Origin of the sequence: Paraburkholderia phytofirmans (assembly GCF_046028095.1) — a bacterium.
Lineage (GTDB): Bacteria > Pseudomonadota > Gammaproteobacteria > Burkholderiales > Burkholderiaceae > Paraburkholderia > Paraburkholderia phytofirmans_A.
The window spans coordinates 190,227-214,158 of the sequence record NZ_JAQQDJ010000012.1; the positions used below are offsets into that span (position 1 = coordinate 190,227).

Here is a 23,932-nt window from a genome sequence, read left to right on the forward strand (position 1 = left end):
GCAACGTTTCCCGGCGCCGACCCGGCGCCTCAGTGCAGCTTGACCCGCGGTAGCGTGGTACGGCGCAACCAGTGAGCAAACGTGTCGAGCACCATCCGCGCGTAGCCGTGCAGCGCGGCAATATGCAGCCGATATAGCGACATGTACATGAAGCGCGCGAACAGCCCTTCGATCAGCATATTGCCGCCGATCACCCCGCCCATCAGATTGCCGACCGCGCTGAAATGCCCGAGCGACACCAGCGACCCGAAGTCTCGATAGGTGAATTCCGGCAGCGGCTTGTTTTCAAGCCGCGCCGCCAGCGCCTTCATCAGGAAGCTCGCCTGCTGGTGAGCCGCCTGCGCGCGCGGCGGCACGTTGCGCTCGTTGCCCGGCCACGGACACGCCGCGCAATCGCCGAGCGCGAAGACGTTATCGTCGGTTTCGGTTTGCAGCGTGCGTCGCACGATGAGCTGACCCAGCCGGTTGACCGGCAGGCCGTCGAGCTCGCTGAGAATCGCTGGCGCCTTGATGCCGGCCGCCCACACGGTCAGATCGGCTCGCACGGTTTTGCCGCTCGCGGTGCGGATCATGCCGGGCGCGACTTCGGCCACGGTTTCGCCGATCATCAGCTTCACGCCGAGCTTGGTGAGCAGCTCGGCCGTGGCGGTCGAAACGCGCTCCTGCAAAGCCGGCAAAATGCGCGGCCCGGCTTCGATCAGCACAATGCCGACGTCATGCCGCGGATCGAGCTTGTGCAGGCCGTAGGCGGACAGCACCTGCGCCGTGTTGCGCAATTCCGCCGACAGTTCCACGCCCGTCGCGCCGCCGCCGACAATCGCCACCTGAATGCGCGGCTCGCCGGGCGCGCCAACGGCCGGCGTTGCCTCGACGGGTTCATGCACCTGATGCTCGGCGCGCATGCAGGCTGCAATCAGACGTTTGCGAAAACGCTCGGCCTGACTAACGGTGTCGAGTGCGAGGGAAAATTCAGGCGCGCCTTTGACGCCGAAGAAGGCGGTCGTGCTGCCGATCGCGATGATCAGCGTGTCGTATTCGAGCTGACGTACAGGCAGCAGCTCCGCGCCGTCGTCGTCGAGCACGGTGCCGAGCGTGAGGCGCTTATTCGCGCGGTCCAGCCCCGTCAGGTCGCCCTGCTGAAATTCGAAGCCGTGCCAACGCGCTTGCGCCGCATATTCGAGCTCCTGCGTGAACGGGTCCATGCTGCCCGCCGCCACTTCATGCAGCAGCGGCTTCCAGATATGAGTAGGGTTGCGGTCGACGAGCGTGACCTGCGCCTGAACACCGCCCTTGTTCTTGTGGGGTGCATAGCGATCGCCCAAACGCGTCGCCAGCTCCAATCCCCCCGCGCCTCCGCCAACGACGATAAAACGATGCATGGAACTCTCCGTATTTGCCGATGGGTTATGCGTCGTGCGGCGTCCATGCAATTTCACATGAGCGCCGTCTTGCAGCGATTGTCCGCGAGCAGCAGGGGTTGTCACAAGCCATCAATGCGCATATGTGACATGCGCACGACGATATCGCGTCCCGTCACACGCACGTCAATGCGCTTCTTCCCAGTTCAGCCCGGCGCCCACTTCGGCGACCAGCGGCACTTTCAGGTCGGCGACACCGCACATCAACTCGGGCAAGCGCTTGCGAACGTCGGACAATTCCGCATCCGGTACTTCGAGGATCAATTCATCATGCACTTGCATGATCATGCGCGTGCCGATCTTCGACTCTTCGATCCAGTTCTGCACCGCGATCATGGAGAGCTTGATCAGATCGGCGGCGGTGCCTTGCATCGGCGCGTTGATCGCGGCGCGCTCGGCCGCCTGACGACGCGGACCATTGCCGCCGTTGATCTCCGGCAGCCACAGGCGGCGGCCGAACACCGTCTCGACGTAACCCTTGGCCTTCGCGCTCACGCGTGTTTCGTCCATATACCGCGCCACGCCCGGATAACGCGCGAAATAGCGGTCGATATAGAGCTTGGCAGCGTCGCGCGTGATGCCGAGGTTCGCGGCGAGACCGAACGAACTCATGCCGTAGATCAGGCCAAAATTAATGACCTTGGCCACGCGGCGTTGATCGTTCGACACTTCGAGCGGCGTCACGCTGAAAATCTCCGCGGCCGTGGCGCGGTGAATGTCTTCGCCCTGCGAGAACGCGCGCAGCAGCGATTCGTCGCCGGAAATGTGCGCCATGATGCGCAATTCGATCTGCGAATAATCCGCCGAGACCAGCTTGTGTCCGGGCGGTGCGATAAACGCTTCGCGAATACGGCGGCCTTCGCCGGTACGCACGGGAATGTTCTGCAGGTTCGGATCGTTCGACGCCAGACGCCCGGTGACCGCCACGGCCTGCGCATAGTTCGTATGCACGCGGCCCGTGGTGGCGTTGACCATGCGCGGCAGCTTGTCGGTGTAAGTGGACTTCAGCTTCGACAAGCCACGGTGTTCGAGCAGGATCTTCGGCAACGGATAATCTTCGGCGAGCTTTTGCAGCACTTCTTCGTCAGTGGACGGTGCGCCGCTCGGCGTTTTCTTGACGACCGGCAACTCCAGCTTCTCGAAGAAGATCTGCCCGATCTGCTTCGGCGAACCCAGATTGAATTCGCCGCCGGCCAGCACATACGCTTCGCTTTCCAGCTGGATCAGACGCGTGGCGATCTCGCTGCTTTGCAGACGCAGTTTCTCCGCGTCGATCAGCACGCCGGTGCGCTCCATCTTGCGCAGAACACGCGAAGTAGGCAGTTCGATCGCGCGATACACGTACTCGAGTGTCTTCTCCGCAGTCACTTGCGGATACAGCGCCTCGTGCAGCCGCAAGGTGATGTCGGCGTCTTCCGCTGCGTATTCGGCGGCCTTGTCCAACGCGACTTCGTCGAAGCCGATCTGCCCGGCGCCCTTGCCCGCCACCTCTTCGTACTTGATCGTCTTCACGCCGAGATGGCGCAGAGCGAGGCTGTCCATATCATGCGTGCGATGCGACTCGACCACGTACGATTGCAGCAGCGTGTCGTGTTCGACACCGCGCATTTCAATGCCGTAGTTCGCCAGCACCTGCTCGTCGTACTTGAGATGCTGACCGACCTTCTTGTGTTCGGCGCTTTCGAGCCACGGCTTGAGCTTCGCCAGCACTTCGTCGCGCGGCAATTGCACGGGCGCGTCCGGGCCGCGATGCGCGAGCGGCACGTACGCCGCGCGGCCGGCTTCCAGCGACAACGACAGCCCCACGATCTGCGCAGTCATAGGGTCGAGCGAGGTGGTTTCCGTATCGAACGAGGTCAACTCGGCCGCGTTGATCTTCTCGAGCCACGCGTCGAATTGTTCCCACGTCTGCACGGTGTCGTAGTGCCGCTCGTGATCCACGGACAAAGCCGGCGGCACATCCGTTTCCCGGCCTTCCACGGCGTCCGCGATTTCCACTTCGCGCAGCCACGTCTTGAAGCCGTGGCGCGTGAAGACTTCGCGCAACTCCTCGCGCGATTCCGGCCGGCTTTGCAGGCTTTCCTCGATCGACACGATGTGGTCGGTCATGTCGCAGTTGCGCTCGACGGTGACGAGTTTCTTCGCCATTGGCAGAAAATCGAGCGCTCTGCGCAGATTGTCTCCTACCGCACCTTTGATTTCGTCCGCATGTGCGACGATGCCATCTAGCGAATCGAATTGCGTCAGCCATTTGATCGCTGTTTTCGGCCCGCATTTCTCGACGCCGGGCACGTTGTCGACGGTATCGCCGATCAACGACAGGTAGTCGATAATGCGCTCCGGCGGCACGCCGAACTTGGCGAGCACGCCGGCGCGGTCGAGCGTTTCGTTAGTCATCGTATTGATGAGGGTGACATGATCCGACACAAGCTGCGCCAGATCCTTGTCACCCGTCGACACGATCACATTCATGCCACGCTTTTCCGCTTGCGTGCTGAGGGTGCCGATGACGTCGTCGGCCTCGACGCCGTCTATCATCAGCAATGGCCACCCTAGCGCGCGCACCGCCACATGAATCGGCTCGATCTGGCGCGAGAGGTCGTCCGGCATCGACGGGCGGTTCGCCTTATAGTCGGGATACCAGTCGTCGCGAAACGTTTTGCCCTTGGCGTCGAACACGCACGCGCTATACTCTGCTGTGACTTCCTTGCGCATGCGCCGCAGCATGTTGATCATCCCGTAGAGCGCTCCCGTCGGATTACCGTCGGGGCTGCGCAGATCCGGCATCGCATGGTAGGCCCGGTACAGATAACTCGAACCGTCGACCAATAGCAGGGTCTTACCTTCAAGGCTTCGTTCTTCAGGCATTATGACTAAGAGAAAAGTGATTCCGAGTCTGCGATCACTCGCAGATCAAGAGCGCGCAACGGCCAAAAAGGCCCGCGCATCGTGGCAGATGTTCACGATTATGGCAGAGTTTATCGAGGCGACCGAGTACCTCTCGGAGATTCGCCCGGCTGTCAGCATCTATGGTTCAGCGCGCCTGAAACCGAACTCGCCCTACTACAAACTGGCCACGCAAATCGCCCGCAAGCTCTCGGACGCCGGCTTCGCGGTGATCTCGGGCGGCGGCCCGGGCATCATGGAAGCGGCCAACAAGGGCGCGCATGCAGGCAAGGCGCCGTCGGTCGGCCTGAACATCGAATTGCCGCATGAGCAGTCAGGCAATCAGTGGCAGGACATCTCGTTGCGCTTCCGCCATTTCTTCACGCGCAAGGTCACGTTCGTGAAGAATTCGGATGCCGTGATCGTGATGCCCGGCGGCTTCGGCACGCTAGACGAACTCGCCGAAGTGCTCACGCTGATCCAGACCAAGAAGTCACGCCACGTGCCGATCATTCTGGTTGGCGCCGAGTTCTGGGAAGGCCTGCTCGCGTGGTTCAAGAACTCGCTTACGCCCATGGGCCTGATCAACCCGACCGACATGGACCTCATGCAGGTCATCGACGATCCGGACCAGGTGCTCGAAGCGGTGCTCAAGTTCTATGAGGACCGCGAAGAAACCGAGCCGCAGCCGACCAAGTCGGACGAAGACCGGATGTTCTATCTGTGAGGCTGCCGCTTCGCGCTCCTGCGCGAAGTGAAAGCAACGCAACACGACGAACACGCTTACGCAAACGGGCAGCCTCAAGGCTGCCCGTTTGCATTTCATCGGTTTGATCGACTTGCGCTCGTGACTCCAGATCACAAGAGCGACGCTCAAAAATCGTTTTGCTAGACGCCGGGTTCAGCGCTAACCTCCTGAGCTTGAACCGGAAGCTAACCGATATGGATCACGATCTCACCTCGTCCGAGCCCGCGCTTGCGCCCACGCCCACCTTGCGGCAAATCTTCGGCGGGTTTCTCGGCCTCGGGCTGATCTCGTTCGGCGGCGCACTGCCGCTGGCGCGCCGGGCGCTGGTGGAACAACGCCGCTGGCTGAGCGCCGACGAATTCACCGACTTGCTGGGCCTCTGCCAGTTCTTGCCGGGCGGCAATGTGATCAACCTGTCGGTGGCGATGGGCATGCGCTTTCGCGGCGTGCCGGGCGCGCTGGCCGGTCTGCTCGGACTGATCGCGGGACCGTCGCTGGTGGTGATCGGCCTCGGCGTGCTGTACGAACACACGCAAAACGACCCGCACGTTCGTCATCTGTTTGCCGGTCTCGCCGCCGCGGCCGCCGGCCTGCTGATCTCGATGGCCGTGAAAATCCTGCTGCCGCTGCGGCATAGCCCAATGGCCGCGCTCATCGCGGCACTCGGCTTCATTGCGATTGCGATCATGCGGCTGCCGCTTCTGCCCACCATGCTCGTGCTGACACCACTCAGCATCTACATCGCGTCGAGGAGCGCACGATGAACGACACGCTCATTGCCCTCGCCGTTATTTTCAGTCAGCTTTCGCTGCTCGCGTTCGGCGGCGGCAATACAATTCTTCCGGAGATGCAGCGGCAGGTGGTGGATGTGCATCACTGGATGCCGGCCAGCGAATTCAGCGCGCTGTTCGCGCTCGCGCAAGCCGCGCCGGGGCCGAATCTGATGATCGTCACGCTAATCGGCTGGCACGTGGCCGGCTGGGCGGGCATGCTGGTGACGTCGGTGGCGAAGTTCGGGCCGTCGTCGCTGGTGACGATCCTCGCGATGCATGCGTGGGAGCGCTTCAAGGACCGGCCGTGGCGACGCTACGCGCAACTGGGACTGGTACCCGTGACCGCCGGCATCATCGCGGCGAGCGCGGCGCTGATTGCCGAAGCCTCGAACTCGACAGCAATCGCGTGGGCGATCACCTCTTTCACCGCCGTCATGGCGATGACGACGCGCGTCCATCCACTGTGGCTTCTGGCGGCGGGCAGCTTGATCGGGCTGATCGGCGTCGGGCAGCTTTGAGTTTGTTCGAGCAGGAGCGAGCCGAAGTAGCGCTCGCCCTTGCCTGCCAAAAACCCGCTTACTGAAACGCGACTTCCGCGAAGCTGCGCAGCTTGCGGCTATGCAAACGATGCAGCCCGTTCATCCGCAATAGCTCCATCGCCTTCACGCCGATCTGCAGATGCTGATCGACCTGCGCGCGATAGAACTGATCGGCCATGCCGGGCAGCTTCAATTCGCCGTGCAACGGTTTGTCCGACACGCACAGCAACGTGCCGTAAGGCACGCGGAAACGGAAACCGTTCGCGGCGATCGTCGCGCTTTCCATGTCGAGCGCCACCGCGCGGCTTTGCGAGAGCCGCTGCACCGGCTCGCGATGATCGCGCAACTCCCAGTTGCGGTTGTCCACACTCGCCACCGTCCCCGTACGCATCACGCGCTTCAGTTCGACGCCGTCCAGCTGCGTGACTTGCGCGACCGCGCGCTCCAGCGCCACCTGCACTTCGGCGAGCGCCGGAATCGGCACCCATAGCGGCAAGTCGTCGTCGAGCACGTGATCTTCGCGCACGTAGCCGTGCGCCAGCACATAGTCGCCGAGACGCTGCGTATTGCGCAGGCCCGCGCAGTGGCCGAGCATGATCCACGCATGCGGACGCAACACGGCGATGTGATCGGTAATGGTCTTCGCGTTCGACGGTCCGACGCCGATGTTGATCATCGTGATGCCGCTGCCGTCCGCGCGCTTCAGGTGATACGCGGGCATCTGCGGCAGACGCGGCGGCGCAGTGCCTTCCTGTTCCTGTTCGCCGAGATTCGCGTTGTACGTGACCACGTCGCCGGGCTCGACGAACGACGTGTATTCGCTGCGATAGGCGCGCAATTCTTCGTCGTCGGTATGGGCCATCATCGTGCGGCCGAGTTTGACGAACTCGTCGATATAGAACTGGTAGTTCGTGTACAGCACGTAGTTCTGGCAGTGCGTGGGCGAGGTCGCCGTATAGTGCTTCAGCCGATGCAGCGAGAAATCGACCCGCGCCGCCGTGAACAACGCAAGCGGATGCGGCTCGCCCGGCAGCGGTTCATACGTACCGTTGACGATGCGGTCGTCGAGCAGCGCCAGGTCCGGCGTGTCGAACACGTCGCGCATCAGGAACAGGCGCTCGCGGTCCAGATCGCCTTCGAGATGGATGCCTTCGGCGAAAGCGAAATGAATTGGAATCGGCTGGTCCGACACGCCCACTTCAATCTGCACGTGATGATTCTTCGCCAGCAGGCGCAATTGCTCGCGATAGTAGTTGCCGAACAGATCGGGCCGCGTGACGGTCGTCTCGAACACGCCCGGACCCGCGACGAAGCCATATGAGCGGCGTGAGTCGATATGCGTGTTGACCTCAGTGCACACGCGCACGAACGGATAGCAGGCGCGTACCCGGCGGTCGAACTGTTCGTTGCGGCGATAGCGCGCGAAGGCGTCGCGCAGGAACGAAGTGTTCGCTTCGTAGATCGCCGAGAGGCGGGTGACGGCCTCGGTCGCGTCGTCGAAGGATTCGGTTGGGAAGCTATTGGCGGGAGTCTGCACCGCGCGTTGATTGGTATCGTTGTTCATCTTCATTCGCCTCTAATGATGAGGCCACATTACCACGGAACCGTTGCTCGCCAAATCACCTGACGGTGCTGCAACACACGTTGCCGCACGGCCCGCAAGTTTGCGCGCACGCCGCGCGAAAGCGGCGCAAAATAAGGCGGTCGCGCCCGAGGACCAGGTGGGATTTGCTAGAATCGGGGCACCATATTGGAGAATCACCATGAAGCCGCTCCTTCCCGTCGCCGTTGCACTGGCCTTCGCCTTTGGCAACGCCGCGATGGCTGCCCAGCCTGTCGACGATACACCGGCTCCCGGCGCGCCTCAGTCCGCCAACGAACGGGCCGGTCTGCCCGACCTGGAGAAGATCAATCGTCCGGCCGCCGAGGTCAGTTCGAAGGTCGAAATCAACGTCCCGCGCACGCCGAGTTTCTACGAACGCAGCGCCAACGGCACCGAAATCACCGAATACCGCGACAAAGGCAAGCCCGTCGAAATCAACGTGCATTCGAACCTCGGCACGCGCTATCAAATGAGCGCGCCGCTCGACACGTCGCCCTCCGTACGCGACAACGGCCGTGCAAGCACGCGTTTGCCGTCGGTGCACCTGACCTATTGATGCATGCCGGGGCGGCGCCCCGGTGTAAGCCGCCGCCCGGATCCACGCGCCCGCAAGGCGCCGTCCCGAGCCTCGGTCAGCCTGGCCGCTCACCCTGGCGGTAAGGCATTGAAATACCGCCGCGCTTCACGGCGCCGCAAGAACGCTTTCCCGATACCGCATTTGCCTCACATCGCACTGGCCGAATCGCGCCAGCCCGACCAACCTGACCTGACGCTTCCCGCATGGCTGTCTTCACCGCTGTCACCGAACCCCAACTTGCAGAATGGATGAGCCATTACGATCTCGGCGACGTCGTCAAATTTCGCGGCATTTCCTCCGGTATTGAGAACAGCAACTTCTTCCTGACGACGACGCGCGGCGAATACGTCCTCACGATTTTCGAAAAGCTGACGGCAGAACAGCTGCCGTTCTATCTCGACCTCATGCGGCATCTGGCCGCGCACCGCGTGCCGGTGCCGGACCCCATGCCGCGCGAAGACGGCGCGCTGTTCGGCACCTTGCACGGCAAGCCCGCCGCCATCGTGACCAAGCTCGAGGGCACGCCGGAACTGGCGCCGGGCGTCGAGCACTGCATCGAAGTCGGGCAGATGCTGGCGCGCATGCATCTGGCAGGACGCGACTACACCGGCTATCAGCCGAATCTGCGCAGCCTGCCGTGGTGGCAGGAAACCGTGCCGACCATCCTGCCGTTTCTGGAGGGCGAGCAACGCGAGTTGCTGTCGTCCGAACTGGCGCATCAGGAAGCCTTCTTCGCCTCGGCCGATTACGCCGCGCTGCCCGAAGGCCCGTGCCACGCCGACCTGTTCCGCGACAACGCCATGTTCGCGCACGCCGCGCCCGAGACGGGCCACGAAGTGCGCCTCGGCGGTTTCTTCGACTTCTATTTCGCCGGCTGCGACAAGTGGCTGTTCGACGTGGCGGTAACGGTCAACGACTGGTGCGTCGATCTCGCCACCGGCAAGCTCGACGACGCGCGCACCGAAGCCATGCTGCGCGCCTACCAGACCGTGCGCCCCTTCACGGCCGAAGAAAACCGCCATTGGGGCGACATGCTGCGAGCGGGCGCGTACCGTTTCTGGGTCTCGCGCCTGTATGATTTTTATTTGCCGCGCGCGGCCGAACTGCTCAAACCGCACGATCCCGGCCATTTCGAGCGCATTCTGCGCGAACGCCTAACCGGCGTTGCACTTCCAGGCATTCATACCTCATGCAACTGATCGAAGTCCCCGCGAAAGCCGGCTATGTGTGGTTCCGGCAGGGTATCTGGCTGTTCCGCAAGAACCCGCTCGCGTTCCTGACGCTGTTCTTCACCTATCTGCTGGTGATGACGCTCGTGGCGCAGATTCCGGTGGTCGGCGGCGTGTTGCCGCTGGCCTTCATTCCGGGCGTCGCGGTCGGCTTCATGGCCGCGTGCCGCAACACGATCGCCGGCAAACCGGTATTCCCGACCATTCTGGTGGACGGTTTTCACTCGTACGGCCCGGTGGTCGCCAAACGGCTGCTGGTGCTCGGCGTGCTTTACGTCGTCGCGATGGCATTGGTGCTGGCCGCTTCAGCGCTCGCCGACGGCGGCATGCTGCTGAAGGTCATGCTCGGCGCCGCCACGATGGATCAGGACGCGATCGCCAACAGCAATATCCCGCTGGCGGTGATCACGGCTCTCGTAGTCTACATTCCAGTGGCGATGATTTTCTGGTTCTCGCCGATTCTCGCCGCGTGGCATGACGTGCCGCCCGTCAAGGCGATGTTCTTCAGCCTCGTCAGTTGCTGGCGCAACCGCGGCGCGTTCATCGTGTTCGGCGCGCTGTGGTTCGCGGTGGCGATGACGGTGTCGCTCGGCTTGTCGGCGCTGATGCAGGCGCTGGGCGCGGGCGACTTCGCGTTCGCGATCCTGATGCCCGCCACGATGATCGTCACGACCATGCTTTACTGCTCGTTCTACGCGACCTATCGCGGCTGCTTCGGCGTGCAAACGCCCGAAGCACCGGACCTGCCGACCACGCCGGCGGCCTGAGTCCGTTCTGGCGCGGGCGCTGTTCTGGCGCCCGCGCCGCGCCGCCCTTCGCGGCGACGCCTGCCTTCAGCGTTTCCTGAGTCTCCAAACTGCACTCGTCAAGCTGCGCCGATTTGCGGCACAATGGTTTGCGCGCAATCCATTTGCACGCTCTTTTTATACGAGATGCATCATGACCCAGCGCCCCGCTTTGCCCTTCACGCTCGACGAGCAACTCTGCTTCGCCCTCTACTCGACCTCGCTTGCCATGACCAAGGCGTACAAGCCGCTGCTGGACAAGCTGGGCCTGACGTATCCGCAATACCTGGCCATGCTGGTGCTGTGGGAGAGCGACGACGTCACGGTCAAGGACATGGCCGCGCGTCTGAATCTCGATTCGGCGACGGTCACGCCGCTGCTCAAGCGCCTCGAAACCCAAGGACTGCTGGAGCGGGTACGCGGTGTCGAAGATGAGCGTCTCGTGTATATCCGGCTCACCAAAGCCGGTTCGGCGCTCAAGCGCCAGGCGCGCGAAGTGCCCGCGGAAATCTTGTGCGCGACCCAGCAGACGCCTGAATTTCTGCTGCGTTTGCGCGACGACCTGACTCGCCTGCGCGCCACCCTCAACGACTACATGGACCACTAGCCGGTTCGTTGCAAAACGTGCGCTATCGCTACGATGCGAAAATTAATTTGCACACAAATGATTTGTGTACTATCTTACTCACATGCCGCAGCGACAGCGCTCCGCCAGAACGGCGGGCTCAGCAAAGAGCGGCAAATTTGCAGATCCTGACAACCCAGACAAAGGAGCAGCACCATGAACATCCTCTACAAAGCAAGCGCAACGAGCACCGGTGGTCGCGACGGCCGTGCAGTGTCGTCGGACAAAGCATTGGACGTGAAGCTGGCGGCACCGCGTGAACTGGGCGGCACGGGCGCAGCGGGCACGAATCCGGAACAGCTCTTTGCTGCAGGCTACTCCGCATGTTTCCTGAGCGCCATGAAGTTCGTCGCTGGCCAGAAAAAGCAGACTTTGCCGGCTGACACGCAAGTCACGGCGGAAGTCGGCATCGGCCCGAACGACAAGGGCGGCTTCGCACTCGACATCGATCTGCGCGTCTCGCTGCCGGGTCTGGACGCCGGCGCGGCGAAGGAACTGGTCGACGCAGCGCACCAGGTTTGCCCGTACTCGAACGCCACGCGTAACAACGTCGACGTCCGCTTGCAAATCGCCTGAGCGACGGATTCGATGCATCGCTAGAGAATCGCTCGAGCGGCGCGGAAAACTGCGCCGCTTGCCACGACAGCGCCCGCACCCTGCACAATAGGGGCGGGCGCTGTGGCATTTGCAGACGCGGTATGCAATGTGCGGCGCAGCCACTCACTTTAATTTGACTATCCACGTTCCAGATGACACGTGTACGACGCTTGAACGACTCTTTTGACACCGGTCTGGTCTGGTTTCGCCGTGACCTGCGCAGCACGGACAACGCCGCGCTCTACTACGCGCTCAAGCATTGCGAGCGCGTGTGGTGCGTATTCGTGTTCGACACGACGATCCTGCAACCGCTGGTCGACGCCTGGCGGGTTCGTCATCCAGATACGCAGCCGCAGGATCGCCGCGTCGAGTTGATTCTTGGGGCGCTGGGCGAACTGGATGAAGCATTACGCGCCAATGGCGGCGGCTTGATCGTGCTGTACGGCGACCCGGCCGACCTGGTGCCGAAGCTCGCCGATGAACTCGGCGTGGACGCGGTTTTCGCGAATCACGATTACGAACCGGTCGCGATCGCGCGCGACGAGACAGTCCGCGAGACGCTCACTGAAGCCGGGCGCCAGTGGCTAACGTTCAAGGATCAGGTGATTTTCGAGCGCGACGAGGTGCTCACCGGCCAGAACAAACCGTTCACGGTGTTCACGCCATACAAGAACGCCTGGCTCAAGCAATTGACGGCTTTCGATCTGAAGCCGTATCCGGTGGAAAGTTACACCAAGCATCTGGCCGCGCCGCCGTCGAAGCTGGACCGCCGTTTACCGACGCTCGATCAGCTCGGCTTTGCGCCGAGCAATCTCGCGGAACTGGACCTGCCCGGCGGCATGAGCGGCGCGCAGCGTCTGCTTGACGACTTCGCGACGCGCATCGACAGCTACAAGGACCGGCGCGACTTTCCCGCCGCGAAGGGTCCGAGCTATCTGTCGATCCATCTGCGCTTCGGCACGGTCTCGATCCGCACGCTCGCGCGCCTCGCCCACGAGATGTCGCTGCAACCCGACGGGGAAGGCTCGGCGACGTGGCTGTCGGAACTGATCTGGCGGGACTTCTACTTCATGATCCTGGCGCATCATCCGCGGCTCGCGAACGGCGCGTCGTTCAAGGAAGAGTACGACCGGCTGCGCTGGGAGCAAGGCCCGGAAGCCGACGAGGCGTTCGCCGCATGGTGCGACGGCCGCACCGGCTACCCGCTCGTCGACGCGGCGATGCTGCAACTCAACCGCACCGGCTATATGCACAACCGTCTGCGGATGGTGACAGCGAGTTTTCTGGTGAAGGATCTAGGCGTGGACTGGCGACTCGGCGAGCGGTACTTTGCCGAACGGTTGAACGACTTCGATTTCTCGGCCAATAACGGCGGCTGGCAGTGGGCGGCGTCGACGGGATGCGATGCGCAGCCTTATTTCCGGATCTTCAATCCGATCACGCAGTCTGAAAAATTCGACGCCGAAGGTCGCTTTATCAAGCGCTATCTGCCCCAACTCGCGAAGCTGCCGTCGAAGTGGATTCATGCGCCGTGGCTGGCGGGCACGGAGCGGCTCGCGGAATTCGGCGTGGTATTGGGCAAGGACTATCCGGCGCCGATCGTCGACCATGCCGAAGCGCGAGCGCGCACGCTGGCCCGATTCGGCAAGTGAGCACACGCTTACGTCGCTTTGCTTGGATTCTGGCTATCTGAAGGAGACTCGTGGATGCGCCGATGGCCGTCGCTGCTGGTGTTTCTTGTTCTGGCTTTCGCTGCCGCGTTCGTCGCGAGCCGGTTTCTGCCTGACGCCTGGTACGTGGCGCTGCGAAAGCCTGCGTTCAATCCGCCGGCTTGGGTTTTCCCGCCGGCGTGGTCAGTGCTTTATGTGCTGATGGCGATTGCCGCCTGGCGCGTGTGGAAACGCGACGGCCTGAGCGCAGCGATCGTTTTATGGCTGGTGCAGTTGCTGTTCAACGCAGCGTGGATGTGGCTCTTCTTCGGCCTGCATCGACCGGACGCGGCGCTGGCCGACATTCTGATACTGCTGGTATTGATCGTCGCGCTGACATTTGCATTCTGGCGACGAGACCGCTGGGCAGGCGGACTATTGGTGCCCTATGTGGCTTGGGTGGCGTTCGCCGCGGTGTTGAATCAGGCGTTGTGGCAATTGAATCCGGCTGTCTGAGCGCTTGCAACGACTTGCGACAGCTTGGGCGCCTCACCCTGAACACCGGCGTTGCAATTCGCGCCGATGCTTTAACTGATGCAGCTTAGTGCTGGGTCATCCACGACGGTTGGCGCACGTTCGCCTCACGGTCCAGCTTGCGCATACGGAATTCCAGATCGTACAGATCGGTTGCTTCAGCGAGGAAAGCGTCAGCGCGTTCTTTCGCGAGTTGATCGGGCGATTTGGTCAGAAACAGAAACAGGCGGCTAAGCAGGTACATGGTCAACCTCGACAATGAGTTTAGGCGTTAACGCCTAAGGGATAACCCGTATTATAGGGAAAACCCTAGGAACACGCCAGCACTCATTTCGAAATGTTGTTTAACCGTCAACGCACGCCCGCGGAGGCCGCTGCGGCGTCGGCTTCAGCGATACGGCCTGTGCCCGTGCGGCGCTGATGCTTGAAGAATTCCCACACCATGGCGCTTGCGTCGGGACCTTTGGCGGAATGAAACGGCACGGCGTCGTCGCCGCCGCTCCAGGCATGGGCAAGCCCTTGCACGCGGCACAGCCGGACCACACGCCGCCCGCCGCGCAAATAGTCGCGCATGACCACGCCGCCCTTGCGGTCTTCGCGGACTTCGCCTGATTTGCGCGCGCCGTTCTGGTCGACGATGCGGTTCAGGCGGAGAAACTGTACCGCCAGCTGGTCGGCATTGACCGGCGAGACCACATGGTCGGCATCGCCGTGGATGATGAGGGCCGGCATGCCGGGGTAACGCGCTACGTCGGCGGCTTCGTCGACCAGTTCGGCGGGTTCGCGGCGCGCGCCGCGCCGCATGACGTCCATCGCCATAATGCCGGAACGCGCCTCGCCAAAAGCAGGGCCGGAGTGCAGTGCGACCGCCGCGAAATGCTCCGGATGGTTGAGGGCGAGCAGCGCGGTAAGGCCGGCGCCAGCGGAAATTCCGGCGACATACACGCGCTCGCTGTCGAAACCGTGCTGCGCGACCAGCGCATCCACCAGCGAGACCACCGCACGTGCTTCAGCGCCGCCGGCGCTTTCGCCGGCGTCGTACCAATGCCAGCAGCGGTGCGAATGCACGTGCTTCGACTGTTCCGGATAAACCACGGCAAAGCCGAAGCGGTCGGCGAGCACGTTCATCCGCGTGCCTTCGGCGAATTCATCGATCGACTGCGTGCAGCCGTGCAGCATCACCACCAGCGGCATGGCTTCGAGCGCATGGCCCGTTGGGACATACAAGCCGTATTGAAGGTGGTTGACGAGCCGGCCGGGCGCGGCAGGCGCCGAGTGGAAAGAGCGCGTCCACGAACCGCTCGCCCATGCCGAGGCGCGCGGACGCACCCGTGATTCACGAGCGGCGGCGCGCGGCACCTCGCGTTTGGCGGGCGCGCGCACGGCCGCGGCCGGCTTGATCGGGCGAACTTTGGTGGACGGCTTACTGGTGGCGGGCCGGGCCGGTCGCGTCGTGGTGCGCTTGGTGCTCTTGCGGGCATGCTCGGTCTGGATCGCGAGCAGGCGCTTGAGACCGCGCAGCCAGATTTTCGATAGACTTTTTGCCATTGGCGGAAAACCTCGCAAAAAGGGACAGGGTCCGTCCGGTAGAACGGTACTTTGTTGTGCAATGCACAATAACACCAATCCTCATGCGATGCTGGAACCCCGGAATGCTATCCGGGACCGCAATTTCCGCTCGGCGAACCTTGTCGCGAGGCCGGCGTCGAAGCCCGGCAAGGCTCGTTCGCTGTTGGTTTGCCGCTTTGTTCGCCGCCTTTGTTTGCCGCTTGTCGGACGAATCTTTGCCCTTGTTCGCGAGCCAACTTCCAGCGGCAAAAAGTCTCGCGCGCAGTGCGACTGCGCTGCAGCACCCGTCTATACTGGCGGTGATTCTCTGCCGCGCGGACTTTGCCACGCCGGCCGAGACGGCGATTTGCGCCGCTTGTACGTCAACTCACCACCAACCGATTCTACGCGGCCTTGGTCGCGCCTTTTGCCATGCCCGATTTACCTGCTCACCTTTGGTATTCGATCACAAACCTCGGCGGCGCTGGCATGACGCTGCCGCTCGCGTTCGCCATCGCGCTGTGGCTGGCGGTCGGCTACACGTGGCGCATGGCGGCCGGCTGGCTGCTGCTGCTCGGCGCGGCCATCGGCGTCGTGACGGTGACGAAACTGGCGTTCCTCGGCTGGGGTGTCGGCGTGCGCGAACTGGACTTCACCGGCGTTAGCGGACATGCCATGCTGTCCACCGCGGTCTATCCGGTCGTGCTGTTCCTGATGCTCTTGCCGACGCGGCCTGCCATCCGTCTGGCCGGCGTGCTGCTCGGCCTCGCTGCGGGCATCGCAGTGGGTTTGTCGCGCGTCGTGCTGAGCGCTCACTCGCCGTCTGAAGCCATTACCGGCTGTCTGACCGGTGCCCTGGCGGCACTGGTGTTCGTCCGTCTGGCGTGGCACGCGGAGCCGGGCCGGTTGTCGGCGCTGCCCGTCGCCGTCAGCATGATGGTCCTCGCGGTGGTCGCGCACGGCGTGCACGTGCCGACGCAGCGCTGGGTCACGCATATCGCACTGAAAGTGTCCGGTCATGACCGGCCGTTCATTCGCGCAAAGTGGAAGGCGGTGCGCGATGTGCGTCCGGCCACGGCGCCGCTGTCGCAAACGCTCAACATGCTGGCGCCGCCGCATTCGTCCGACGTCTGAATCAACTCCCGCAATTCGATATACCGCTTCATGCGCACGGCTGAATAACTGTCATGGGTCACCGTTATAACCTTTCATATATTACGATAGCGTTTTAACCCACCGATCCGGCTCAAGCCGGACTTCCAAGCCTTCATGACACTCTCCCGCCGCCTTCTGAAGCAAGCGCTGTTCGTCGCCACCGCCGTCTCCGTCGCCATCAGCGCCAATGCGCGCGCCGACGAGCTGGTGGTCTCCGCGGCCGCCAGCCTGACCAACGCGTTCAAGGCGGTCAGCGAAGTGTTCGAGCAGCAGCATCCTGGCACCAAGGTGCTGTTGAACTTCGGCGCCTCCGACGTGCTGATGCAGCAGATCGTCAAGGGTGCGCCCGCCGACGTGTTCGCGTCCGCGGATCAAAAAGCCATGGACAAGGCCGCCGCCGAAAAAGTGATCGTGCCGGCCACGCGTAAGGACTTCGCCGCCAATTCGCTGGTGCTGATCGTGCCGGCCGACAGCCATTTCGCGCCGACCGCGCTGAACGATCTGACGTCGGCGAATGTGAAACGCGTGGCGTACGGCGATCCGGCGTCCGTGCCGGTCGGCCGCTACACGCAGGGCGCGCTGCAGGCAGCTGGCGTGTGGGATGCCGTGAGCGCGAAGGCCGTGCTGGCGTCGAACGTCCGTCAAAGCCTCGACTACGTGTCGCGTGGCGAAGTCGACGCCGGCTTCGTATTCAGCACCGACGCCGCCGTCATGCCGGACAAGGTCAAGGTCGCGCTGAACGTGCCGACGCAAACGCCGATCACCTATCCGATCGCGCAAGTGGAAGGCAGCCGCCATGCGGCGGACGCGCAAGCGTTCATGAACTTCGTGCTGTCGCCGGCCGGCCAGGCCGTGCTCGCGAAGTACGGCTTCAAGCCCGCGCACTGACATCACCGGGACGACGCACGCTCATGCAACAGGCCTGGATTCCGCTCCTGCTGTCGTTGAAAGTGGCGGGCTGGGCCACCGCGCTCAATCTGGTATTCGGCGTCGCCGCGGCCTTCGGTTTGTCGCGCTGGCGCTCCGGCGCGCGCGACGTGATCGATTCGCTGCTGATGCTGCCGCTCGTCATGCCGCCCACCGTGCTCGGCTATTACCTGCTCGTTCTGCTCGGACGACGCGGTGTGATCGGCGGCTGGCTCGACCGTTTCGATATCCGGTTGGTGTTCACCTGGCAGGGCGCGGTGATCGCGTCGACGGTCGTGGCCTTTCCGCTCGTGCTGAAATCGGCGCGCGCCGCCTTCGAGGCCGTCGATCCGCAACTCGAAAGGGCCGCGCGCACGCTCGGCGTCAGCGAAACGGCCGTGTTCTTTCGCGTGACGCTGCCGCTCGCCGCGCGCGGCATTCTCGCCGGCGGCCTGCTGGCTTTCGCGCGAGCGCTCGGCGAATTCGGCGCGACGCTGATGATCGCGGGCAATCTGCCGGGCCGCACGCAAACGCTGTCGGTGGCGGTTTACTCAGCCGTGCAAGCCGGCGACGACAGCACCGCGAATTTCCTCGTGCTCGTGACCTCGGTGACGTGCGTCGTGATCCTGTTGCTCGCGGGGCGTCTTGTGCCGCAGCACACATTGTTGAAGTCGGGTTGATATGCTGCTCGCCGTCGACATCCGCAAGACCTTCCAGAGCGCCGAGCGGCGCTTCACGCTCGACGTCGCCTTCAAGGCCACCTCGCAACGCGTCGTACTGTTCGGGCCATCGGGAGCGGGCAAGAGTCTGACCTTGCAGGCGATCGCCGGCCTGCTGCGTCCCGACGAAGGCTCGATCATGCTGCATGGCAACGCGCTGTTCGACAGCGCGCGCGGCGTGGATCTGAAGCCGCAGGCGCGCAAGCTCGCCTACCTGTTTCAGGACTACGCGCTATTTCCGCATCTGAACGTGCGGCAGAACATCGGCTTCGGCTTGCAGCAGGGCTGGCTCAATCCGCGCAAGCGCATCACGCATCCGCAGATCGATTACTGGCTCGATGCGCTGGAATTGAAAAGCGTGGCGGGCAATCATCCGGCGCAGCTTTCCGGCGGACAAAAGCAGCGCGTGGCGCTGGCGCGAGCGCTCGTCGCGCAACCTCAGGTGCTGTTGCTGGACGAACCGTTTTCGGCACTCGACAGCGCATTGCGTCAGCGCATGCGCCGCGAGTTGTCCGATTTGCAGACGCGGCTCGATATTCCGATGGTGTTGATCACGCACGATCCCGACGATGTCGCCGCCTTTGGCGATCAGGTCGTGCAGGTCAGCGACGGCTGCGTGCGCGAGGATCATCCGTTCGCGGGGTATGCGCGCAGCGAGCCTTGAGTCTGGACGGCGAGCCCGTCGCCCGCTCAGTCCTTCACGCCAAGTATCACGCTCGACGCCTTGAACGCCGCGACAGCGCTCCCGCCTTCCACGAGGCCGAGCGTGTCGACGCTCTCATTGGTGACGACCGCCGTGATCACCGCGCCGCCCTCCAGCACCAACGACACCTCGGCATTGACCGCGCCGCGCTTCACGCTCTGCACCGTGCCGCGCAACTGATTGCGCGCCGAGAGTTTGAGCGGCGCGCCGCTTGCGTTGTCGACGAGCAGCACGACCCACGACGCCTTGATCAACGCGAACGCCGCCACGCCCTCGACAAGCCCCAGCGTCTCGGTGCTCTCATGCGTGATGACCGAGACGATCGCGTGGCCGCCGGGCAGCGTCAGCGTGATTTCGTCGTTGACGGTGCCGCGCGTGATGGCCGACACCGTGCCGTAGAGCTGATTGCGCGCACTCGTCTTCACGCCGATGCGGCCGATCAGATCCCAGTCCGTCGCGAATCCTTCTATCGCCGCGCCCGCGCGCTCGAGAAAGCGTTGATGCTCGCGCTCCACCGCGCGAAACGTCTCGATCAGTTTGACGGCGCGTGGCGTCAGCGTGGTGCCGCCGCCACCCTTGCCGCCGGTCAGGCGCATTACGAGCGGCTCGCCGGCGAGATTGTTCATCGTGTCGACGGCATCCCACGCGCCCTTGTAACTGATGCCGACAGCTTTCGCCGCGCTGGTGATCGAGCCGGTCTCGCCGATCGCCGCGAGCAGCGCGATCCGCGACGCACCGCCGAGCGTCTGCGCGCCGGCTTGAAACCAGACAGAGCCGCCGAGTTCAAGCGTTTCGCGGGCAGGATCGGTGCGGTCGGATGTCATGGCGAGGAGCGGTCGATGACCGAAGAAAGGACGACGAATGATTATAGCGACGCGAGCCTGCGCCACCGGCCGCTAACCTGGCGGACCTCGAAAACGGATAGATGGGATACTTCGAGTTCGACGCTTCGAACACTAGGCCCTTTGCATTTTCGGCGCGGCTGGCCACGGCTGGTGCGCTGCAACTTCAACAAGGAGCAAGACAGTGAACATCGATCTATCGGGCAAGACCGCTATCGTCAGTGCATCCACGGCGGGCATCGGCCTTGCCATCGCCACCGGCATTGCCGCATCAGGCGCGCAGACCGTCATCAACGGACGCAAGCAGGAGGCGGTGGACCGCGCGATCGACACGATCCGCAAGACCGCGCCGCAAGCGAAATTGCAGGGCTTCGCGGGCGACCTCGGCACGCTGGAGGGCTGCGACGCGTTGGCGAAAGCCGTGCCGCAGGCGGATATTCTGGTGAACAACCTCGGCGTCTTCGGACCCGGCGACCTCTTCAGCACCGCAGACGACGACTGGGAACGCTACTTCCAAGTCAACGTGATGTCGGGCGTACGGCTCACGCGCTACTACCTCAAAGGGATGATGGAGCGCAAATGGGGCCGCGTGGTGTTCATCTCGTCCGAGTCCGGATTGAATATTCCGCCGGATATGCTCGCTTATGGGTTTTCAAAGACGGCGCAACTGAGCATTGCGCGCGGCATCGCCAAACAGGCGGCGGGCAGCGGCGTAACGGTGAATGCCGTGCTGCCCGGACCGACCTTGTCCGACGGCTTCCGTTCGATGGTCGAAGAAACGGCTAAAGAGCAAGGCAAAACCGTCGAGCAGGTCGCGACCGAGTTCGTCCGCGAGCATCGAAGCAGTTCGATCATTCAGCGCGCGGCCACCACCGAGGAAGTGGCGAACATGGTCGTCTACGTCTGCTCGCCGCAAGCCTCGGCGACGACCGGTGCGGCGCTGCGCGTCGACGGCGGCGTGATCGATACGATTGCGTGACGTTGCCGCTTTTCCAATGAACGACGGGCGGCATGGCCGCCCGTTTCACGTTTTCACTTCATAAGACGGCCGCAGCCATCACAACGCGTACTGCGCGATCCCGTTGCCGAACGACCAGTTCTCCTTCAGCACCTCGACGAGGTTGATGAATACGTCCTCTCGTCGCAGCCCGGGCGATTCCGCCAATTCGTCCGCCATACGCTTGTACAGCGCCTTTTTCATCTCGAGCGTGCGGGTGTTGTTCAGCGTGATCTGAATGATCACGAGATCGTCGCTTCGCTGCACGTTCAGATACTGGTTGTCGTACACAAAATTGCCGGCCTCGTGCTCGGTGATCAGCATGAAGATGTCGTCCTTCGGCACGTTGAAGGTGTCCACCAGCGCGCGCTGGATGCTTTCCGTCACCGCCTTCCGGTATTCGACGGGCTTACCTGCGCGCAATGCGATTCGTGTGAGCGGCATGATGAAATCTCCTTGGCTGCGTTGATTGGGTAAAGACAGCTTAGGCGCGCTCAGTCATAATTAACAGACATCATTGATGATTTCATCTATATTCATCGGAAATGAAAGTTCTCGATCTCGACGCGGTCCGGGCGTTTGTGCTGGTCGCCGACCTGCATAGCTTCACGCGTGCCGCGGACGCGCTCGACACGACGCAATCGGCGGTCAGCCTAAAACTCAAGCGGCTGGAAGCCCATCTAGGTAAGCAACTGCTCGAGCGCACGCCGCGCGTGGTGCGACTTTCCGCGGACGGCAACGCGTTCCTCAACGCCGCGCGCGACTTGCTGAACGCGCATGAACGCGCGCTCGGGTCGCTGTCGGTCGAGCGTCGGCGGCTTGCGTTGGGGCTCAGCGAGCATGTCGCGGGACCGGACTTGCCACTTCTGCTCGGCAAGCTCAATGCGCACGACCCGGGTCTGGTGATCGAATTGCATCTGGGCACGTCGGCCGCGCTGCTTGCGCAATTCGACGAACGCCGTCTCGACGCGGTGATCGTCCGCTATGGCGCCGACGAACCTCCACGCGACGACGCCCAAGTGCTTTTCAGCGAACCGCTCGGCTGGCTCGCCACGCCGGCGTGGCTGCCGCGGGTCGGCGAGCCGTTGGCGCTCGCGCTGCTTAGCCCGCCGTGCAACGTGCGCGACGTGGCGCTGCGAACGCTCGCGCAGGCGGGGGTTGCGTGGCAGGAGGTGTTCGTCGGCGGCGGCGTGGCGGCCGTCGGTGCGGCCGTGGCGGCAGGTTTGGCGGTGTCGCCGCTGGCGCGCCGCGTGGCGCCGCGCGGTCTGATCGACGTCGGCCCGCGACTGGGTTTGCCGACGCTGCCGGAGTCGCGCGTGACGCTGCATTCGCGGGTGAGAGATGAGCGGTCGGCGGAGACGTTGCGGCTGGTGACGAATGGGTTGGCGATGCAATGACCTAGCAAGTCGCGCCCTCGCGTGCGGATAAACTTCGCCGCCTTTCGCTTAAGCTAGAAAAGAAAACCCTTTCAAAGTAGATCCGTGGACCTCGACCCCCGACAAACCGCCGCCGTCCGCGCGGTCATCGAAACCGGCAGCTTCGAACAGGCCGCCGTGCGGCTGAACCTCACGTCGTCGGCGGTTTCGCAACGTGTGCGAGCGCTCGAAACACGCCTCGGCAATCCGCTGATCGTGCGCACCCGGCCGTGCCGCGCGACGCAGATGGGCCAGCGTCTGCTGCAATATCTGCGGCGCGCCGCCCTGCTCGAAGACGATTTCGCGAGCGACCTGGCAGGTGCGAACGAAGCGCTCCTTAGCGTCGCCGCCGCCGTCAACGCGGATACGCTGTCAACGTGGTTTTTCCCCGCCCTCTCCGAAATCCTGCTGGAGGAAAACGTACTGCTCGACCTGACCGTCGACGACCAGGACCACACGCACGCCCTGCTCGCTTCGGGCCTCGCGATCGGCTGCATCACCACCGAACCGGCGCCCATGCGCGGCTGCTTCGCCGAGCGGCTCGGCGCCATGCGTTACCGGCTGGTGGCGTCGGCCGCGTTCGTGGCGCGGTGGTTTCCGAATGGCTTGACGCGCGAAAGCGCCCGCCGCGCGCCGGTGATCCTGTCTTCACGCAAGGACGCATTGCAGGCGCGCTTTCTCGAGACGCGCTTCGGCCTGCCGCCGGAAGCCTATCCCTGTCACTACGTGCCCGCGCCGGTGCCGCGTTACATGGCAATTCAGCGCGGCCTCGCGTACGGCATGGTGCCCGAACTGGAATTCGGCGATGCCGTCGAGCGCGGCGAGCTAATCGACCTGGCGCCGAGGCAGCCCACCGACGTCGAGCTGTACTGGCACGCGTGGAAGGTCCAGTCGCCGCGCCTGGAAAAGCTGTCGACGCGCATCGTCGAACTTGGACGCACGGCCTTAGGGCCGCCGGGCAGCAAACCGAAACGCAAACGCGCGGCTTGATTGCGGATCAGTGAAGGATCGGCGGCAGCGAACCGCTGCTGGCGGTAGCGGGATTGCTCGTTGCGTTCGCCGGATTGGCGCTAACGTTTGCGGATGAGGCCGGCACATTCACGTGAGATGCAGCCGGTTTCTCCGCGCCGGTTTTCGCCGCGACCTTGGCCGTTTGCGGATGAGCCTGACGAGCCGGGACCACCAGATTCGCGCGCACAACCTTGCCCTGCCCCGCTTTCGACTGGACCAACTGCGCGTGCGGCTTTTTACCCTGCGCGGCCACAGCCGCTTTCGATCCGGTTTTGCTTGCGTGCGTGGCGCTGACCCCGCTCTTCGTGGCGCCCTTGGCGGCCACCTTGTTCACGCCGGCATGCGCCGCGGGCTGATTACCGTGCGCTGCCACCGCTACGGCGTGCTTCGAGGCGGCCTTCGAAGTGGCCTTCGACTCCTTCTTGGACCCGGCATCCGACTTGACCTTGACCGCCCCCGCCTTGGTCTTTGTCTGGCCGGCGACATGCCCGCTCGCCTCGGGCGGATTCCACACTTCGGCGTAACCGGCGGCCGTCGCCGCGCCCGACACACACCACACGGCAAGCGCCGCTCCTGCTGCTACTGCTCGAACGCCCATCTCCTGCTTCTCCTGATCTTCGACTTTGCAACGAGCGAGGATTATATTCTCTTGCTAAAATCCATATTTAGACTA

The 23,932-nt window shown here is 63.4% G+C and carries 25 protein-coding genes; 17 read left to right on the top strand and 8 right to left on the bottom strand.

Annotation, left to right across the window (positions count from 1 at the left end; translation table 11 throughout):
* Positions 1-29: 29 nt before the first annotated feature.
* Both PQR54_RS29550 and polA read right to left on the bottom strand, forming a co-directional pair.
* Positions 30-1,379, bottom strand: coding sequence for an NAD(P)/FAD-dependent oxidoreductase (locus tag PQR54_RS29550; RefSeq protein ID WP_408251949.1), 1,350 nt, complete (start codon positions 1,377-1,379; stop codon positions 30-32).
* A 165-nt stretch (positions 1,380-1,544) separates the two neighbouring features.
* Entirely contained in the window at positions 1,545-4,286 is a 2,742-nt protein-coding gene (gene polA / locus PQR54_RS29555; RefSeq protein WP_408251951.1) for a DNA polymerase I, read from the bottom strand.
* Position 4,287: 1 nt separating this feature from the next.
* Between polA and PQR54_RS29560 the strand changes: the two genes are divergently transcribed.
* The 3 genes from PQR54_RS29560 to PQR54_RS29570 all read left to right on the top strand — a co-directional run bounded on the left by PQR54_RS29560 (position 4,288) and on the right by PQR54_RS29570 (position 6,343).
* A complete protein-coding gene (locus tag PQR54_RS29560; protein WP_106282655.1) occupies positions 4,288-5,031 on the top strand; it encodes an LOG family protein in 744 nt (247 codons plus the stop codon).
* Positions 5,032-5,246: 215 nt separating this feature from the next.
* The gene (locus PQR54_RS29565; protein WP_106313350.1) at positions 5,247-5,816 is read left to right on the top strand and encodes a chromate transporter; all 570 of its coding nucleotides are present in this window, start codon (positions 5,247-5,249) and stop codon (positions 5,814-5,816) included.
* The gene (locus PQR54_RS29570) at positions 5,813-6,343 is read left to right on the top strand and encodes a chromate transporter (RefSeq protein WP_408251953.1); all 531 of its coding nucleotides are present in this window, start codon (positions 5,813-5,815) and stop codon (positions 6,341-6,343) included. The genes PQR54_RS29565 and PQR54_RS29570 overlap by 4 nt, the downstream gene beginning before the upstream one ends.
* 58 nt (positions 6,344-6,401) lie before the next feature.
* Here PQR54_RS29570 and PQR54_RS29575 read toward each other — a convergent pair whose 3' ends face one another.
* Positions 6,402-7,928, bottom strand: coding sequence for an AMP nucleosidase (locus tag PQR54_RS29575; RefSeq protein ID WP_408251955.1), 1,527 nt, complete (start codon positions 7,926-7,928; stop codon positions 6,402-6,404).
* A 199-nt stretch (positions 7,929-8,127) separates the two neighbouring features.
* Between PQR54_RS29575 and PQR54_RS29580 the strand changes: the two genes are divergently transcribed.
* From PQR54_RS29580 to PQR54_RS29610, 7 genes are all read left to right on the top strand, one after another.
* A complete protein-coding gene (locus PQR54_RS29580; RefSeq protein ID WP_106313292.1) occupies positions 8,128-8,523 on the top strand; it encodes a hypothetical protein in 396 nt (131 codons plus the stop codon).
* Positions 8,524-8,747: 224 nt separating this feature from the next.
* On the top strand, positions 8,748-9,743 hold the full coding sequence (locus tag PQR54_RS29585; RefSeq protein ID WP_408251957.1) for a homoserine kinase: 996 nt from the start codon (positions 8,748-8,750) through the stop codon (positions 9,741-9,743).
* Positions 9,734-10,540 carry a BPSS1780 family membrane protein gene (locus PQR54_RS29590; protein WP_106313294.1) on the top strand — a complete coding sequence of 269 codons (807 nt, stop codon included), beginning with the start codon at positions 9,734-9,736 and terminating at the stop codon, positions 10,538-10,540. Before PQR54_RS29585 ends, PQR54_RS29590 begins: the two co-directional genes overlap by 10 nt.
* Positions 10,541-10,712: 172 nt before the next feature.
* Positions 10,713-11,165, top strand: coding sequence for a MarR family winged helix-turn-helix transcriptional regulator (locus PQR54_RS29595; RefSeq protein ID WP_408251959.1), 453 nt, complete (start codon positions 10,713-10,715; stop codon positions 11,163-11,165).
* A 174-nt stretch (positions 11,166-11,339) separates the two neighbouring features.
* On the top strand, positions 11,340-11,759 hold the full coding sequence (locus PQR54_RS29600) for an organic hydroperoxide resistance protein (protein ID WP_408251961.1): 420 nt from the start codon (positions 11,340-11,342) through the stop codon (positions 11,757-11,759).
* 173 nt (positions 11,760-11,932) lie between these two features.
* Entirely contained in the window at positions 11,933-13,432 is a 1,500-nt protein-coding gene (locus PQR54_RS29605; protein WP_408251963.1) for a cryptochrome/photolyase family protein, read from the top strand.
* Positions 13,433-13,486: 54 nt separating this feature from the next.
* Positions 13,487-13,945, top strand: a complete 459-nt coding sequence (locus tag PQR54_RS29610; RefSeq protein WP_408251965.1) for a TspO/MBR family protein — start codon at positions 13,487-13,489, stop codon at positions 13,943-13,945.
* A gap of 85 nt (positions 13,946-14,030) precedes the next feature.
* Here PQR54_RS29610 and PQR54_RS29615 read toward each other — a convergent pair whose 3' ends face one another.
* Both PQR54_RS29615 and PQR54_RS29620 read right to left on the bottom strand, forming a co-directional pair.
* Positions 14,031-14,207, bottom strand: a complete 177-nt coding sequence (locus PQR54_RS29615; RefSeq protein WP_095422103.1) for a DUF3563 family protein — start codon at positions 14,205-14,207, stop codon at positions 14,031-14,033.
* 107 nt (positions 14,208-14,314) lie between these two features.
* The gene (locus tag PQR54_RS29620) at positions 14,315-15,511 is read right to left on the bottom strand and encodes an extracellular catalytic domain type 1 short-chain-length polyhydroxyalkanoate depolymerase (protein WP_408251967.1); all 1,197 of its coding nucleotides are present in this window, start codon (positions 15,509-15,511) and stop codon (positions 14,315-14,317) included.
* A gap of 432 nt (positions 15,512-15,943) precedes the next feature.
* Between PQR54_RS29620 and PQR54_RS29625 the strand changes: the two genes are divergently transcribed.
* The 4 genes from PQR54_RS29625 (at position 15,944) to PQR54_RS29640 (ending at position 18,955) form a co-directional block, all read left to right on the top strand.
* Complete coding sequence (locus PQR54_RS29625; protein WP_408251969.1) at positions 15,944-16,645, top strand: phosphatase PAP2 family protein; 702 nt, start codon at positions 15,944-15,946, stop codon at positions 16,643-16,645.
* A 135-nt stretch (positions 16,646-16,780) separates the two neighbouring features.
* Positions 16,781-17,554 carry a molybdate ABC transporter substrate-binding protein gene (gene modA / locus PQR54_RS29630; RefSeq protein ID WP_408251971.1) on the top strand — a complete coding sequence of 258 codons (774 nt, stop codon included), beginning with the start codon at positions 16,781-16,783 and terminating at the stop codon, positions 17,552-17,554.
* A gap of 23 nt (positions 17,555-17,577) precedes the next feature.
* A complete protein-coding gene (gene modB, locus PQR54_RS29635; RefSeq protein ID WP_408251973.1) occupies positions 17,578-18,252 on the top strand; it encodes a molybdate ABC transporter permease subunit in 675 nt (224 codons plus the stop codon).
* Position 18,253: 1 nt separating this feature from the next.
* Positions 18,254-18,955, top strand: coding sequence for a sulfate/molybdate ABC transporter ATP-binding protein (locus PQR54_RS29640; protein WP_408251975.1), 702 nt, complete (start codon positions 18,254-18,256; stop codon positions 18,953-18,955).
* A 26-nt stretch (positions 18,956-18,981) separates the two neighbouring features.
* On the opposite strand, the gene PQR54_RS29645 is transcribed toward PQR54_RS29640, so the two are convergent.
* Positions 18,982-19,818 carry a TOBE domain-containing protein gene (locus PQR54_RS29645; RefSeq protein WP_408251977.1) on the bottom strand — a complete coding sequence of 279 codons (837 nt, stop codon included), beginning with the start codon at positions 19,816-19,818 and terminating at the stop codon, positions 18,982-18,984.
* 202 nt (positions 19,819-20,020) lie between these two features.
* On the opposite strand from PQR54_RS29645, the gene PQR54_RS29650 reads away from it, so the two are divergent.
* Positions 20,021-20,815 carry an SDR family NAD(P)-dependent oxidoreductase gene (locus tag PQR54_RS29650; RefSeq protein WP_408251979.1) on the top strand — a complete coding sequence of 265 codons (795 nt, stop codon included), beginning with the start codon at positions 20,021-20,023 and terminating at the stop codon, positions 20,813-20,815.
* A 78-nt stretch (positions 20,816-20,893) separates the two neighbouring features.
* Here PQR54_RS29650 and PQR54_RS29655 read toward each other — a convergent pair whose 3' ends face one another.
* Positions 20,894-21,277: a tautomerase family protein gene (locus PQR54_RS29655; RefSeq protein ID WP_408251981.1), complete on the bottom strand. Its 384-nt coding sequence runs from the start codon at positions 21,275-21,277 to the stop codon at positions 20,894-20,896.
* A gap of 101 nt (positions 21,278-21,378) precedes the next feature.
* Between PQR54_RS29655 and PQR54_RS29660 the strand changes: the two genes are divergently transcribed.
* Complete coding sequence (locus tag PQR54_RS29660; RefSeq protein WP_408251983.1) at positions 21,379-22,230, top strand: LysR family transcriptional regulator; 852 nt, start codon at positions 21,379-21,381, stop codon at positions 22,228-22,230.
* 84 nt (positions 22,231-22,314) lie between these two features.
* Positions 22,315-23,238, top strand: coding sequence for an HTH-type transcriptional regulator ArgP (locus tag PQR54_RS29665; RefSeq protein WP_408251985.1), 924 nt, complete (start codon positions 22,315-22,317; stop codon positions 23,236-23,238).
* A 7-nt stretch (positions 23,239-23,245) separates the two neighbouring features.
* Here PQR54_RS29665 and PQR54_RS29670 read toward each other — a convergent pair whose 3' ends face one another.
* Positions 23,246-23,857, bottom strand: a complete 612-nt coding sequence (locus PQR54_RS29670) for a hypothetical protein (protein WP_408251986.1) — start codon at positions 23,855-23,857, stop codon at positions 23,246-23,248.
* Positions 23,858-23,932 lie beyond the last annotated feature (75 nt).